Annotated in this window: 10 protein-coding genes; 7 read left to right on the top strand and 3 right to left on the bottom strand. The window is 68.0% G+C overall.

The annotated features are described in order from the left end of the window. Nucleotides 1-137: 137 nt before the first annotated feature. From AC07S4_RS10620 to AC07S4_RS10635, 4 genes are read left to right on the top strand one after another with little or no spacing between them, the layout of a single operon-like run. Nucleotides 138-2240, top strand: a complete 2103-nt coding sequence (locus AC07S4_RS10620; protein ID WP_494987130.1) for an HDOD domain-containing protein — start codon at nucleotides 138-140, stop codon at nucleotides 2238-2240. Further along, nucleotides 2240-4474, top strand: a complete 2235-nt coding sequence (locus AC07S4_RS10625; RefSeq protein WP_494986613.1) for a putative bifunctional diguanylate cyclase/phosphodiesterase — start codon at nucleotides 2240-2242, stop codon at nucleotides 4472-4474. Before AC07S4_RS10620 ends, AC07S4_RS10625 begins: the two co-directional genes overlap by 1 nt. Before the next feature lie 16 nt (nucleotides 4475-4490). Beyond that, complete coding sequence (locus tag AC07S4_RS10630) at nucleotides 4491-6122, top strand: tetratricopeptide repeat protein (RefSeq protein WP_494986614.1); 1632 nt, start codon at nucleotides 4491-4493, stop codon at nucleotides 6120-6122. 59 nt (nucleotides 6123-6181) lie between these two features. Beyond that, complete coding sequence (locus AC07S4_RS10635; protein ID WP_494986615.1) at nucleotides 6182-7609, top strand: flagellin N-terminal helical domain-containing protein; 1428 nt, start codon at nucleotides 6182-6184, stop codon at nucleotides 7607-7609. 19 nt (nucleotides 7610-7628) lie between these two features. On the opposite strand, the gene AC07S4_RS10640 is transcribed toward AC07S4_RS10635, so the two are convergent. Continuing rightward, nucleotides 7629-8819, bottom strand: coding sequence for a dienelactone hydrolase family protein (locus tag AC07S4_RS10640; protein ID WP_494986616.1), 1191 nt, complete (start codon nucleotides 8817-8819; stop codon nucleotides 7629-7631). An 82-nt stretch (nucleotides 8820-8901) separates the two neighbouring features. Between AC07S4_RS10640 and AC07S4_RS10645 the strand changes: the two genes are divergently transcribed. From AC07S4_RS10645 to AC07S4_RS10655, 3 genes are all read left to right on the top strand, one after another. Beyond that, the gene (locus tag AC07S4_RS10645; protein ID WP_494986617.1) at nucleotides 8902-9912 is read left to right on the top strand and encodes a TraB/GumN family protein; all 1011 of its coding nucleotides are present in this window, start codon (nucleotides 8902-8904) and stop codon (nucleotides 9910-9912) included. A gap of 90 nt (nucleotides 9913-10002) precedes the next feature. Further along, a complete protein-coding gene (locus tag AC07S4_RS10650; RefSeq protein ID WP_494986618.1) occupies nucleotides 10003-11463 on the top strand; it encodes a zinc-binding metallopeptidase family protein in 1461 nt (486 codons plus the stop codon). A gap of 2 nt (nucleotides 11464-11465) precedes the next feature. Beyond that, entirely contained in the window at nucleotides 11466-12371 is a 906-nt protein-coding gene (locus AC07S4_RS10655) for a LysR family transcriptional regulator (protein WP_494986619.1), read from the top strand. Nucleotides 12372-12405: 34 nt separating this feature from the next. On the opposite strand, the gene AC07S4_RS10660 is transcribed toward AC07S4_RS10655, so the two are convergent. Beyond that, nucleotides 12406-14082 (bottom strand): methyl-accepting chemotaxis protein, encoded by a 1677-nt coding sequence (locus tag AC07S4_RS10660; protein ID WP_494986620.1) that lies wholly within the window; start codon nucleotides 14080-14082, stop codon nucleotides 12406-12408. 151 nt (nucleotides 14083-14233) lie between these two features. Then, nucleotides 14234-15499: a M28 family peptidase gene (locus AC07S4_RS10665; protein WP_494986621.1), complete on the bottom strand. Its 1266-nt coding sequence runs from the start codon at nucleotides 15497-15499 to the stop codon at nucleotides 14234-14236. Nucleotides 15500-15514: the final 15 nt, after the last annotated feature.

Raw genomic sequence — 15514 nt, forward strand, 5'->3', positions numbered from 1 at the left:
TTAAATATTAATGCGGGCGCGCCTTGCCGTTGAGCGCCTCCACTCCTCGACGAAGTTCCTTGGCGGCAATGCTTGATACGATGCATCAATCAGACCATGATATTCGCAATCGCTTGCTGATTGCCCGTCTGCCGGCCATGCCGCAGATACTCATCAAGTTGATAGAGCACTTGCAGGCCGACGACGCCGGCATGCCGGAGCTGGCCGCCCTGATCGCCAAGGATGCCGGCATGACCAGCAAAATCCTGTCGGTCGCCAACAGTTCCGCCTACCACCGCAACAACCGCGCCGTGGGGCTGGAGCAGTCGCTGGTGTCGCTCGGCACCGACATGATCAAGACGCTGGTCATCAGCGAATCCGTGTTCCAGACCTTTAACAGTTTCCCGCATTCCGGCAGCACCGATTTGCGCAGCTTCTGGAAAGGTTCGCTCACCACCGCCGTCATCGCGCGCGACATCGCCAAGCAGCTCGACTACCCGCACGTGGAGGAGGCCTACCTGGCCGGCCTGCTGCACAACGTGGGCCGCCTGGCGCTGCTGGCCACCGCCCCCAAGGAATACGCCTTCAACTTCACCGCGCGCGACGACGAGGACCTGTGCGCGGTGGAGCAGCGCACGCTGCAGATCACGCACTCCGAAGCGGGCGCCTGGCTGATCGAGCGCTGGAACCTGGACTCCTTCCTGGCCGACTCGGTGCTGTATCACCACGAGCCGGTGGCGCGCCTGGAAGCGGCCCATCCGCTGATCCGCATCGTGCGCCTGGCGCACCTGCTGTGCTGCCACGAGGACGAGGACGAGGCCATCGAAGCGGCCGCCGGCCTGTGCGCCATCGACAGCGACGCGCTGCACGTGATCTGCCACGCGGCCGAGCGCCAGGTGGAGAAGTCGGCCGCCTACCTGGGCATCGAGCTGGCCGGCGCGGACGACATCGTCGCGCCCACCGCCTACGCGCCGCCGCCTCCGGTGGACCCGGTGCAGCAGCGCCTGTCCGAGGAGGTGCGCAATATGGTGCTGGTGTCCGAAATGGGCCAGACCTTCGCGCGCCAGACCGGCGAGACCGGCATGCTGGAAGCGATGACGCGCTCGGCGCGCATCCTGTTCGACTTCGACAACACCGTGATCCTGCTGGAGAACCCCACCGGGCACGCGCTGGTGGGCATGGCCGCCGGCGAGCAGCAGCAGCGCCTGGCCGAATTCTCCATTCCGCTGGCCAAGGGCGGCACCGTGGCGGAGGCCGCGCGCGAACGCCGCGTGGCCTATCTGAGCAAGGCGGGGCAGGGCGCGGCGCCGGTCGGCATCTCCGAGGAGCAGCTGTTCCGCATCCTCGGCACCGAAAGCTTCGTGTGCGTGCCGCTGGTGGCCGGGCAGCGCTGCCTGGGCGTGCTGGTGGGCGGCGCGGCCGCCTGGCAGCTGCCTTCCTACCACAAGCGCGAGCGCTTCCTGCAGGCCTTCGGCAACCAGGCCGCCGCCGCGCTGGAGACCCAGCTGTCCGAGCGCGGCCATGCGCGCCGCCAGATCGCCCACGTGGCCGAGGAATACCGCGAGGCCTCGCGCCGCGTGGTGCACGAGGTGAATAACCCGCTGTCCATCATCAAGAACTACCTGTCGGTGCTGGACACCAAGCTGGCGCGGCGCGAGCCCGTGGTGGGCGAGATGTCCATCCTGAACGAGGAGATCGACCGCGTCGGTTCCCTGATCAACGGCCTGGCCGACCTGCAGCCCACCGAGGGCAACCGCGTGACCGACGTGGCGCGCGTGGTGGACGACGTGCTGCGCCTGTTCCGCGCCACCGACTTCGTGCCGGCCTCGGTGCAGATCCTGGTGCGCATGCAGGACGAGCCGGCCGAGATCGACGGCGACGCAGACATCCTCAAGCAGATCCTGGTCAACCTGGTCAAGAACGCGGTCGAGGCCTTGCCCGACGGCGGCCGCATCGAGGTGGCCAACCGCGGCCATGTGAACCGCGAGCGCAAGCTTTACCTGGAGCTGGTGATCGCCGACAATGGCCCCGGCCTGTCGACCGACGTGCTGGCCAATTTGTTTACGCCGGTGCGCAGCAGCAAGGAGGGCAAGCACCACGGGCTGGGCTTGTCCATCGTCCACAGCCTGGTGAAAAAGCTGAACGGCATGATCACCTGCCGCAGCGGCAAGACCGGCACCACTTTTGAAATCCTGCTGCCCGCACGGGGCAGCACCACCCTCACCGCCGGCGTGCAAGCGCGGGCGATGGACTCCGTATAATGAACGCGCAAATCCCGCATCTGGCAACCGACGCAACGAGCGCAAGCGCCCCAGTCTCCACTGCGAGCGAATTCTGTCCCCGGCTGCTGCTGGTGGACGACGAGCCGCGCCTGCTGTCCTCCTTGTACGAGCTGCTGCGCGACCGCGACTACCACCTGGTCACCGCCACCTGCGGCAGCGAGGCCCTGGCCCAGCTGACCAAGGTGAAGTTCGACCTGGTGTTGCTGGACCTGCGCCTGCCCGACATGAGCGGCCACGAGATCATGGACTTCATGAACGGGCGCGGCATCGACAGCGACGTGATCGTGATGAGCGGCGACGTCGGCATCGAGGCCGCCATCGGCGCCTTGAAGCGCGGCGCCTACGACTACCTGCGCAAGCCTTACAGCCGCGAGGAGCTGCTCAAGACGGTGGAGAACGCGCTGGCGCAGCGCCGCCTGGCGGTGGACAACGAACGCATCGCGCAGCGCCTGGAAACCTCGGAGCGCATGTACCGCAGCCTGGTGGACAGCTCGCCGGACATCATCTACACCCTGAACCACGAAGGCCAGTTCACCTTCGTCAACGACCGCGCCTACCAGCTGCTGGGCTTCACGCGCGAAGAGCTGCTGGGCCGGCACTATTCGGTGCTGATACACGACGAGGACCTGGAGCGCGCGCGCTACGTGTTCAATGAACGCCGGGTGGACGAACGGACCTCGCGCCACGTCGAGCTGCGCCTGAAGTGTAAGGGCAACGGCATCGAGCGCACCTTCAGCAACACCCTGCTGACGATGCCGATGAACGCCATCGGCGTGCATCTGCCGGAGCAGTCCGCGCAGGCGCACTACGGCATCTACGGCGTGGCGCGCGACATCACCGACCGCAAGCGCGCCGAGGAAGTGATCTCCTACCAGGCCTACCACGACATCCTGACCGACCTGCCCAACCGCATGCTGTTCAAGGACCGCCTGGGCCTGGCTGTGATCCAGGCCAAGCGCAAGCTCACCGAACTGGCCGTGATGTTCGTGGACCTGGACCGCTTCAAGCTGGTCAACGACACGCTGGGCCACGTCAAGGGCGACGAGCTGCTGCAGCAGGCCGCGCTGCGCCTGAAGGAATGCCTGCGCAAGGGCGACACGCTGGCGCGCCAGGGCGGCGACGAATTCACCATTGTGCTGCCGGAGCTGCGCGACCGCACCGACGCCAAGGTGATCGCGGAAAAGTTCCTGGAAAGCCTGCAGAAGCCTTTCGACCTGGACGGCCACCAGGTGCACATTTCGGCCTCGATCGGCATCGCGGTGTATCCGAGCGACGGCGAGAGCATAGACGAGCTGCTGCGCCATGCGGACATCGCCATGTACCAGGTGAAGGCGCTGGGCAAGAACGGCCACAGCTTCTATCACAACTCCATGCTGGACATGTCGCACCAGAAGATCGCGCTGGAGCAGGCGCTGCGCCGCGCGCTGGAGCAGAACGAACTGGAAATGTACTACCAGCCGCAGATCGACGTGGCCACCGGCCGCATCATCGGCGCCGAGGGGCTGATGCGCTGGAACCATCCGCAGCGCGGCCTGCTGTCGGCCGGCGAGTTCCTGCCCTTCGCCGAGGAAAACGGCCTGATGCTGCCGATCTCGGACTGGATGCTGGGCGCGCTGTGCCGCGACCTGCTGCAATGGAACGCGGCCGGCGGCGAGGCGGTACGCCTGTCGCTCAACCTGTCGCCGCAATACCTGGACCGGGGCGACTTCTTCGAGAAGATGCGCGGCGCGCTCACGCGCTACGGCATTTCGCCGGCGCAGATCGAGGTGGAGATCACCGAGAACATCTGCATCCGCAATCCGCTGTACGCCATCGAGCAGCTGAACAAGCTGTGCCAGCTGGGCGTGTCGGTGGCGATCGACGATTTCGGCACCGGCTATTCGTCGCTGTCCTACCTGCACCGCTTCCCCATCCACACCATCAAGATCGACCAGAGCTTCGTCAAGGAGATCCATGACGAGCAGGGCCACTATCCGGTGATCCTGGCCATCATCTCGATCGCGCGCGGCCTGGGCCTGCACCTGGTGGCGGAAGGCGTGGAGACCGAGATCCAGGCGCGCTACCTGCAAGCCAACGGCTGCAGCACCATGCAGGGCTATCTGTACCACCGTCCGATTTCGCTGACCAGCTTCATCGGCGTGCTGCAGCAGCAGGCGCCGGAGCATCTGCGCGCCGAACTGGCGCCGCCTGTGCTGGCGGCCTTCCAGGCCTGACGCGGCGGCACCGGCCATGCAGAAATTCTCCGCATCCGAAGCGCACGCACCGGCGGCCGGTCCGGGGCCGGAGAACTACACCGCCGAATTCCTGCGCATCAAGGACCTCGCCGAACGCGGCGTGGCCAACGCCCAGCACAGCCTGGGCTTCATGTACTTCAACGGCCAGGGCGTGGCGCAGAGCTACGAGCTGGCCGTGGCCTGGTACCGCCAGGCCGCCACCGCCGGCCTGGAACACGCGCAGTACAACCTGGGCGTGATGTGCCAGAAAGGCCAGGGCGTGAAGCAGGACCTGGCGGAGGCGGCGCGCTGGTACCAGCTGTCGGCCGAGCAGGGCTACGCGGCGGCGCAGTACAATCTGGGCTGGATGTACGCCAAGGGCCAGGGCCTGCAGCAGGACACGCAGCAGGCCATGCACTGGTTCAGCAAGGCCGCCGAGCAGGGCGACGCCGGCGCGCAGAACAACCTGGGCATGATGTACGACACCGGCAAGGGCGTGCCGCAGGACTTCAAGCAGGCCATCGCCTGGTACCGCAAGGCGGCCGAGCAGGGCTATGCGCGCGCCCAGTTCAACCTCGGCCTGCGCTACGACAACGGCCAGGGCGTGGCCAAGGACGTGCATCAGGCCATGTCCTGGTACCGCAAGGCGGCCAAGCAGGGCTATGCGCCGGCCCAGTTCAACCTGGCGCTGCGCTACGACAAGGGCGACGGCGTGCCGCAGGACAGCCAGCAGGCCATCCAGTGGTACCGCTGCGCCGCCGAGCAGGACCACGCCAGCTCCCAGTTCAATCTCGGCCTGATCTACGATGACGGCAGCGGCGGCGTGCCGCGCGACGAGCAGAAGGCGCTGCACTGGTACCGCAAGGCCGCTGCGCTGGGCCACGCGGCCGCGCAGAACAACCTGGGCCTGCGCTATGACCACGGCCAGGGCGTGGAGCAGGACCACGAGCAGGCGCAGCACTGGTACCGCATGGCGGCCGAGCAGGGCTATCCGGCCGCGCAATACCATCTCGGTCTGCTGTACGACAACGGCCACGGCGTGGTGCAGGATGCGCAGGAAGCCGTGTTCTGGTACCGCAAGGCGGCCGACCAGGGCCATCTGCGCGCCCAGTTCGACCTCGGCCTGCGCTATGAAACCGGGCGCGGCGTGCCGCAGGACGGCCGCAAGGCCATCGCCTGGTACCGCAAGGCGGCCGAGCAGGACTACGCCGCCGCCCAATACAGCCTGGGCCAGCTGCTCGACAGCGACGACAGCCCGGCGCCGGACAGCGTGCAGGCCGGCCTGTGGTACCGCAAGGCGGCCGAGCAGGGCCATGCGCTGGCCCAGTTCGCGCTGGCGCTGCGCTACGACACCGGCCACGGCCAGCTGCGCGACTACGGCGAGGCGCTGGCCTGGTACCAGAAAGCCGCCGCCCAGGGCCATGCGCGCGCCCAGTTCAATGTGGGCCTGATGTATTTCAGCGGCCAGGGCGTGGCGGCGGACATGGCGCAAGCCTGGCTGTGGCTGACCATGGCCGAACGCGGCGGCGTGAGCGGCGCCGCGCGCTACCTGCAAAGCGCCGCCAGCCGCATGGACCCGCCCCAGCTGGCGCTGCTGCGCGAACGCGCGGAGTCGCTGCCGACACTTCCCGCCCTGCTGCCCGCCTGAACTAAAGTTGCATCGGCTCAATGCCGTTAACCCGATGGAGAACCGTTTACCCATCGACCATGCAAATCAACTCCAACCTGGCCTCACTGAACGCGCAGCATAGCCTGCAGCGCGCGGCGTCGGCCGTGGGCGGCAGCATGGAGCGGCTCTCCAGCGGGCAGCGGGTGAACTCGGCCAAGGACGACGCGGCCGGCCTGGCCATTACGCAGCGCATGACGGCCACCATCCGGGGCATGCAGCGCGCCGCGCAGAACGCCAATGACGGCATATCAATGTTGCAGGTCGCGCAAGGCGCGGCCGGGCAGGTGAGCGAGAATTTCCAGCGCATCCGCGAGCTGGCGGTGCAGGCGGCCAACGGCACTTACGGCATAGGCGACCGCCAGGCCCTGCAGGGCGAGGTGGATACGCTGATGAAGGCCAATTACCAGATCCTGGACCAGTCCACCTTCAACGGCCACAAGCTCCTGGACGGCAATTTCCGCGAACAGCTGCAGATCGGTGCGCAAGCCGGGCAGGCGCTGTCGCTGGCGCTGCCGGCGGTGCTGCCGGTGGGGCAGACCATGATACGCCCGGCCGAGGTGCCGGTGCTGCAGCTGAACGCGGTGGGCAATGTGACCGGCGGCCTGGCGGCGGGCGACTTGACGCTCAACGGGCAGCCGGTGGGCGCCACCGTGGACGGCGTGGGCGCGGGGCGTTCGCGCATCAGCGCCTATGCGGTGGCCGCCGCCATCAACCTGGCCGCCGTGCCGGGGCTGAACGCCACCGCCGCCACTACGCTGACCGGCACGGTGGGCGGCGGCGGCGCGATAGCGGCGGGCGCCATGGAGATCAACGGCGTGCCGATAGGCGCCATCAGCGGCGCCACGGCCAGCGCCTTCGCCGCCAGCGCGGCGGCGGCCATCAGCGGGGCGGGGGCGGGCGTGAGCGCCTCGGCCAGCGGCGGCACCTTGACGCTGACGGCGGCGGACGGCGCGGACATCAGCTTCACCGGCGCCTCGCTGGGGCTGGGCAATGTGGGCTTGCGGCGCGAAGTCACCATTACCGGCGTGGCGGCGCATGATGCGAAGGGCTTGCTGGTGGCGGGCAAGAGCCCGGCGGCGGCGGGGTTTGGCGCGGGCCTGGTCGCGCCGCAGGATACGGGCCAGACGGTGATCGTGCGGCGGGCGGTCAGTTCGGGCGATCCGCCGGTGGACGTGAGCAGCGCGGCGGCGGCGACGGCGGCGCTGGATTACCTGGACGGCAAGCTGGACGACATCAACGCGCTGCGCGCCAAGCTGGGGGCCACCGAGAACCGGCTCACCGCCAGCCAGCAGGATTTGCAGAGCGGCGCCATCAACCAGGCTGCGGCGCGCTCGCGCATCCTGGACACGGACTACGCCAGCGAGACCATGCAGCTGACGCGCAACCAGATTTTGCAGCAGGCCGGCATGGCCATGATCGCGCAGGCGCACAGCAGCCCGTCGCAGGTGCTGGCGCTGTTGCGCTGAATAGCGGCTCAGTGGCGGGTTAGCGCGGCGCGCGTAACCCGCCATCCGCCGGCGCCCGTTCAAACTGCCGGTCCAGCCAGTCGTAGGCGGCGTCCTGCTCCGCCTGCGGGAAGACATGCCCGCCGGGCAGCAGGCGCGCGTCGAACTTGTCCTGCGCGCCCCAGGCCCGCCACACCTTGGCCATCTTGCCGTAAGCCGCCTGCACCGACGCGGCCGGGAACAGCCTGTCCTCCGCGCCCGCGAAGAACAGCGCAGGCTTGGGCGCGGCCAGGCTGGCCACGTCAGGGAAATCCATCTGCCGCAGCAGGCCGGGGTGCAGCATATTCCAGGCCGAACTGCCGCGCAGCTGGTTATTCCCCGGCACCATCAGGCCCTCGGTGGTGGCCATCCAGTTGGCCGCCACCACCGCCGTCACCGCGTCCGACAGCGCCGCCACCTGCCAGGCGCGGAAAGCGCCCATCGAGAAGCCGACGGCGGCCACCTTGCGCGCGTCCACCTCCGGCAGCGTAGCCAGGAAATCCGCCGCGCGCGTGTCCTCCAGCGCCATGATGCCGGCCAGCGAGCTGCCCAGGTTGAAGGCGTTGGCCGCCAGCGCCTGCTGCGTGTCGCCCGTCAGCGGCCCCCGGTCGCCCCAGCCCAGCGCATCCACCGCCAGCACCACGTAGCCGCGCTTGGCCAGCGCGTCGCCCGGATAGCGGCCGGAGAAGTGCTTGTCGGCCCAGGCTTGCGAGGAGGCCAGGTGCGCCGCGTCCAGCGCGGTATCGCCCCAGGGCTGGATGGCTTTCTCCTTGCCGATGTCGAACTTGCCGCCGTGGTCGTGCAGCATCAGCGCGGCGGGATGGCGGCCGGCGCTCTTGGGCACCAGCAGCAGCGCGCGCACGCGGCTGTCCGCGCTCAGGTTGAACACCACCTGGCGCGCCACATAGCTGCCCCGGTCGGTTTCGGCGATCACCTGCGGCTGGAAAGGCGTGCGGTCGGGCGCCTGCAAAGTGAGTTCCCACAGTTTTGCGCGGCCGGCGCTGCGCCAGGCCGGCAAGTCCTTTACCTGCGGCGACCAGGCCATGGGGAAGGTCAGCCTGGCTTTGAGCGCCTGCTGGAACACGGGCATATTGTCGGCCACGCCGGCATGCTGGTAGTCCTGGGCGGCTGCCGGCAGCGCCAGCGCAGCGGCCAGCAGCGCCGGGACGGTTTTGCGGAAGAATCTGGGCATACTTGTAACATCCTGAAAAATTGCCACGCAACAAATACAAGAATAGTAACCTTGGACTTCTTCCATTGAAAGGATCGCTGCCATGCTGAACCGATTAATCCCTGCGCTGAGCCTGGTTTTGCCTTTGGCGTCGGCTTGGGCGCAGGCCGATCTGCCGGCGCCGGCTGATGCCGAGCCCGTGCCGGAAAAAATCCTGGTGGTGGGCCAGAAACCCGGCCCCGGCCTGTGGAAGGTGAGCAGGGACGGCCATGTGCTGTGGGTGTTCGGCACCTACTCCCCGCTGCCGCAGAAAATGGTCTGGCGTTCGCAGCAGGTGGAAACCATCCTGGCCCAGTCGCAGGAATACCTGGCGCCGCCGGGCGCTTCCGCCTCGATAGGCTTCTTCCAGGGCCTGGCCATGCTGCCCTCGCTGCCCCATCTGATCGGCCTGAAGAAAAACCCGGACGGCGCCACGCTGAAGGACGTGCTGCCGGCCGACGTGTATGCGCGCTGGCTGCCGCTGAAAGCCAAATACCTCGGCGACAACGACGGCATTGAACGCGAACGCCCCATCTTCGCCGCCGACACCCTGTTCACCGCCGGCATGGAGCAGGCCGGGCTGAGCAAGGGCTACGAGGTTCACCGCAAGATCGACAGCATCGTCAAGCAGCACAAGATCAAGGTGACCGGCACCGGCATCAACCTGCCGCTGGACGAGCCGTCCAAGCTGCTCAAGGATTTCAAGAAGTCGCAGCTTGCCGACGCCGCCTGCTTCGCCAAGACGCTGGAGCGCCTGGAAAGCGACATCGACGCCATGCGCGTGCGCGCCAACGCCTGGGCCAAGGGCGACCTGGAGGCGATCCAGAAGCTGAGCTATCCGGACCAGGAAACCGAATGCGGCGACGCCATGCGCAACGCCGAATTCACCAAGGACAGGCCAGGCTTCCAGAACGTGAAGGAACGCATGCTGGCCTCCTGGGTTGGCGCCGCCGAAAAAGCGCTGGCCGCCAACGCCAGCAGCTTCGCCACGCTGCGCCTGTCCGACATCCTCAAGCCGGACGGCTACCTGGCCGCGCTGAAGGCCAAGGGCTACACCGTGGAAAACCCGGATTGATACGCCGTGATTGCCAACGCGGCGGCATCGCCTTAGCATAGCGCCTTTGGCGGCAACGGCGCCGCTTAAGAATATGACAAGGGGACGTGAATGAAACAATACGGCAAGCTGGCCATCATGGTGATGGCGGCGTGGGCATGCGCGGGTGCGCCGGCGCAGGCTCAAGCTCAAGACAGCGCGGCCCCGGCCAGCGTCTGGGCGGGCAAGAAATCGTCCTGGCTGGCGCTGCAAGGCGGCCAGCGCGATGAAGTGTTCCGCTTTGCCGAGCAGTACAAGGAATACCTGGCCGTGGCGCGCAGTCCCTACAGCGCCACCGCCGAAGCGATCCGCCTGGCCAAGGCGGCCGGCTTCACCGAACTGACCCGCCCCGAGCAAGTCAAGCCGGGCGCGCGCCTGTTCCTGCCGGCGCGCGACCGCGCCGTGATCCTGGCCGTGATCGGCCAGCAGCCGCTGGTGGCCGGTTCGCACGTGGTGGGCACCCACCACGACAGCCCGCACATCGCTCTCAAGGCGCGCCCCGTGAACGGCGCCGCGCGCGACGGCCTGGCGCTGTTCAACACGGTGTACTACGGCGGCATCAAGAAGTACCAGTGGGCCAATGTGCCGCTGGCGCTGACCGGCCGCATCGACACCACCGACGGCCGCACCATCCCGGTCTCGATCGGCTTCAACCCGGCGGACCCGGTGTTCGTCATCGGCGACGCCGCGCCGCACGCCGACAAGGACCTGCGCAACCGCAGCTACACCGAAGTATTCAAGGGCGAGGAACTTGACCCCGTGGCCGGCAGCATCCCCGGCGAGAAGGCCTCCGTGGTGGCCGAAGTGCTGCGCGCGCTGAAAGAAAAATACCGCATCACGGAAGAAGACTTCGTCAGCGCCGACCTGCACCTGGTGCCGGCCACGCAGCCGCGCGACGTGGGCCTGGACCGCGGCCTGGTGGGCTCGCACGGCCAGGACGACCGCCTGAGCACCTACTGCGCGCTGCGCGCCCTGCTGGACCTGGACGGCACGCCGGCGCAGACCGCGATCGCCTACCTGTCCAACTTCGAGGAAGTGGGCTCGGTCAACAACACCGGCGCTTCGTCGCAGCTGCTCAACACGGCGTATGCGCGCCTGGTGGGCGGCCAGAAGGGCGCGCAGTACAGCGAGCTCGATCTGCGCACCGCCCTGCGCCACGCGCAGGTGGTGAGCGCCGACACCAACGACGGCATTTCGCCTATCTTCCCGGAGGCGACCGAAGCCACCAACGCGGCCAAGATCGGCTTTGGCGTGACCATCAAGCGCTACGGCGGCGGCTTCGACGCCAACTCGGAATACACGGCCAAGATCCGCGCCATTCTGGACCAGGCCTCGATTCCATGGCAGACCCACACGCCCAAGGTGGACGTGGGCACCGGCGGCACCATAGGCCGCTTCATGTCGCAGCAGGAGATGGAAGTGATCGACATGGGCGTGCCGCTGATTAGCATGCATTCCACCTTCGAGATGGCCAGCAAGGTCGACGTGTGGAACTTCTATCGCTTCATGAAAGCCTTCTACGCGGCGCGCTGAGTATGCGCTTACGCCATATTGAGATCTTCCAGGCCGTGATGCAGCACGGCTCGATCAGCGCGGCCGCCAAGGCCTTGTCGATTTCGCAGCCGGCCGCCACCAAGCTGCTGCAAAGCGTGGAGCGCAGCCTGGGCGTGGCGCTGTTCCAGCGCGTGGGCGGCCGCCTGGTGGCGACCGGCGACGCGCAGCGCCTGTTCGTGGAAACCGACACGCTGAACCACGGCCTGCAGAAGATACAGCGCCTGGCCGCCAATCTGCGCACGCCGGAACTGGCGGCGCTGGACATCGCCGCCACCGCCACCATGGCGCTCAATTTCGCCCCGCTGCTGTGCGGCCATCTGCGCCGGCAATTCCCGGCGCTGCGCCTGCGCCTGAGTTCCACGCAGACCCAGGGCGTGGTCGAGTCGCTGCTGCTGCGCACGGCCCAGGTGGGCCTGACGCTGAACGATCCAGCCCATCCCTCCATCTCGGCCCGCCTGCTGGCCAGCAGCGCGCTGATGGTGATAGCCCCCGCCGGCACCTGGAGCGCGGCCGAATGCGCCCAGCCGCTGCCGATCGCCGCGCTGCCGGAAAATCTGATTGGTTTCGATGAAAGCTCGCCCGTGGGCTCGCAGGTGGCGCGCTGCCTGGCGCTGTGCGGCCACGAGCAGCAATTCCTCACCGTGGTGCACTCGGCCCATATGGCGTCGGCCATGGTGGAGGCGGGCCACGGCTACGCCGTCGTCGATCCGGTGACGGCGGCCGCGCCCAACGCGCGCATCCAGGCGCGGGTGCTGGAGCCCGCGCTGCCTATCGGGATGCATCTGCTCACGCTCAGCAGCGAGCCGTCGCCGTTCGCCGGCGGCGCGGTCGTCAAGCTGTTCGAGGAGGCCGCCCGCGCGCTGCTCGGGCAGCCGGTCCGGCCCTAGTTCCTTCAGCGGCGGCCCGGGCTTGCCCTGGGCCTTACGCGCGGCGGGCCTGCACGGCCGCGCCGCGTCCCTGCTCCGGCCGGGCTTTGCGCGGCGCGCTGTGCACCAGGCTTACCTGCGCCTTGTCGTTCGCGTTTCCTTTCGCGCCGGCCTGCGGCGGCAGCTTGAACACCTCCAGCGCCTTGGCCACGGCCTGCGCCTGCAGGTCCAGCACGCCGGTGGCGTGCGAAGCCTCTTCCACCATCTGCGCGTTCTGGCGGGTGACCTCGTCCAGCTGCATGATGGCGTCTTTCACCTGGCTCACGCCGCTGGTCTGCTCGCGCGTGGAGCCGCTGATTTCCCCCATGATGGCCGCCACCTGGCCGATGGCCGCGATCACCGCGTCCATATCCTGCCCGGCGGTGCTGGCCATGCCCGCGCCGGCGGCGATCTTGCCGGCCGAGGCGTCGATCAGTGCCTTGATATCCTTGGCCGCCGCCGCGCTGCGCTGCGCCAGGTTGCGCACCTCGCTGGCCACCACGGCGAAACCGCGCCCGCTTTCGCCGGCGCGCGCCGCTTCCACCGCCGCGTTGAGCGACAGGATGTTGGTCTGGAAGGCGATGCCGTCGATCAGGCTGATGATGTCGACGATCTGGCGCGACGAAGCGCTGATGTCGTTCATCGCCGTCACCACCTGCGCCACGGCCACGCCGGTGCGCTCGGCCAGCGCGGTTGCCTCGCTGGCCACGCCGCTGGCGGTGGTGACATTGTCGGCGGTCTGGCTCACGGTGCCGGTGATCTGGCCCATGTGGGCCGAAGTCTGCTCCAGGTTGGACGCCTGCGCCTCGGTGCGCGCCGACAGGTCGGCATTGGCGCTGCGCACCTGGGTGGTGGTGCTGCGGGTGAGCGCGAAGTTGCCGCGTATGTCGACCAGGATGGAGGCCAGGTTCAGGTTCAGCTGGCGGATGAAGGCCTGCAGCTGGCCGATTTCATCGTGGCGGTCCACCGCCATGCGGGTGGTCAGGTCGCCGCCGGCCAGGATGCGCGTGGCGTGGATGCTGGCCTGGATGGGCGCCACCACGGCGCCGTGCAGATTGCGCCAGCCGTGTCCCGCCACGGCGATCATCAGGATCGCCAGCAGGTGCTGCATGCTGGCGGGGTAGGGGAACCAGCTGTGGGCCGCCACGGCCAGCGCCAGCACCAGCATGGCGCCGAAGTACAGCGCCAGGCGCTGGGACAGCGTGATGTCGCGCAGTGCGTTGCGGACCTTGCGCCAGCCGCGCGGCGCGGCGGCGCCGCGCACGATGCGCACGCCGTCCGGATTGCCGCCCCGCACGGTGCGGTACAGCTGTTCGGCTTCCTGGATCTGCTCGCGCTTGGGCTTGGTGCACACCGACATGAAGCCGGTGGTCTTGTTTTTCTCGATCACCGGCGTGGCGTTGGCGATGCACCAGAAGTAGCCGCCGTCCTTGCACGCGTACTTGACCAGGCCGCGCCACGGCTGGCCGGACAGCACCGTGCGCCACATGTCGGCGTCCACCTCGGGCGGCATGTCGGGATGGTAGAGCGAATTCTGCGCGCGCCCGGCCAGCTCTTCGCCCGCATAACCGCTGGCGTCGATAAACGTGGAATTGGCGTAAGTCAGGCCACCCTTCAGGTCGGTGGTGGTGACGATGGGCTTGCCGTCTTCAAGGACGGTCTCGCGGGCGTCCGCATGGGGTGTACTGCGCATAGCATTCCTGAACATCGAGTTAATGAAGGTGGCAGGAATACTACCTGATTTAGCTATAAACTTATTTCCAAAATGCATGTTCCGGGGCGGATGGCGCCGACTTTGTCGCGCATAAAATACGGTCCGGCCGCTATTCCGCCCCGGGGACGGCTCAGGGCTTGCGGATCTGCACCCCGGCCAGCTGCGCCACCCCGGCCAGCGTGGTCTGTGCCGCGTTCAGGCCCAGCAGGAAATCCTTGTCCGAATAGTTGGCGTACAGGTCGGTGGGCTGGTGCCAGTGCGGATTCCAGCCCGCGCCGATCTGCTGGCCGCGCTCGTTCTCGCGCAGGGATATCGACGGCGCAAGGTCCATGAAGGGCGTGGAGTCGGTATTGGTCATGTGGAAGCCGACGTCGGCCGGGTAGTGGCTGGCGTACTTGTCGTTGGCGGCGCGGAAGGCCCAGGCCAGCTTGGCCGACGCCTCCGCCTGCTTGGACTGCGCCTGGTACTCGATATTCACGTCCGCCTCGGCGCGCTGCTCCTTGGGCGGCGCGTACAGCGGTTGGCCCTTGGCGTCCAGCACCGGCTTGCCCGCCGCGTCCAGCTTGGGCACCGGCATGCCGTGGTCGAACAGCATCATGTCGTGCTGGATCATGCCCAGCCACTTGGGCTCGGGATAGCGGCCCGAACCCTTGGGCGACTCCAGGCCCTGCAAATGCTGGCGCTGGGCCACGTAGGCCGCCGCGCCGTTCAGGCCGGTCTCCTCGTTATTCCACAGCACGAAGCGGATCGAGCGGCCGGTCTCCACGCCGGGCGCGCTGAAGATGCGCGCCAGCTCCATCACCAGCGCGGTGCCGGAGCCGTCGTCATTGGCCGCCTCGCCGAAGCCGATGCCGTCCATGTGCGCGCTGACGATGTACATCTCCTCCGGATGCGTGCTGCCCACCTTGGTGCAATACACGTTCTCGCGCAGCGAGGTGCCGGGCGGGGTGGGCTCGGCGTTGAGCGCGCGCAGGCGCTCGTCCGGCTGCAGCAGGGGATCGTTGTTCACGCCGGTGGGCGCGCGTTTGCCGAACAGCGTGCTGCCGCCCTGGCCGGGCGGTCCGCCCGCGCCGCCGCCCGCCTGCACGGCCGGCTTGCCGCGCACCGCCGGCTCGGTGAACTGGTACTGCAGGCGCTCGGTGTTGCTGCAGCCGTAGGACTTCAGCTGCGCCTCGATCCAGTCCAGCGCCTGGCGGTTGCGCTCCGTGCCCTGGCGCCGGTCGCCGAAGCGGGTCAGGCTCTTGATGGTGGCCTTGTATTTCTCCAGGTCCAGCTGATTGACCAGCTGCGCCACGGGGTCGGCTGCTGCGGCTTGCTGGGCGGCGGCGTGCGGCGCGGCGAAGGCGCAGGCAAGGGAAAGTACGAGGGCGGCACTACGGAGCGAAATCGGTGTCATTCAAAATCCTTGGCT

The sequence above is a fragment of the Pseudoduganella sp. GW821-FHT05F09 genome, from assembly GCF_059419605.1.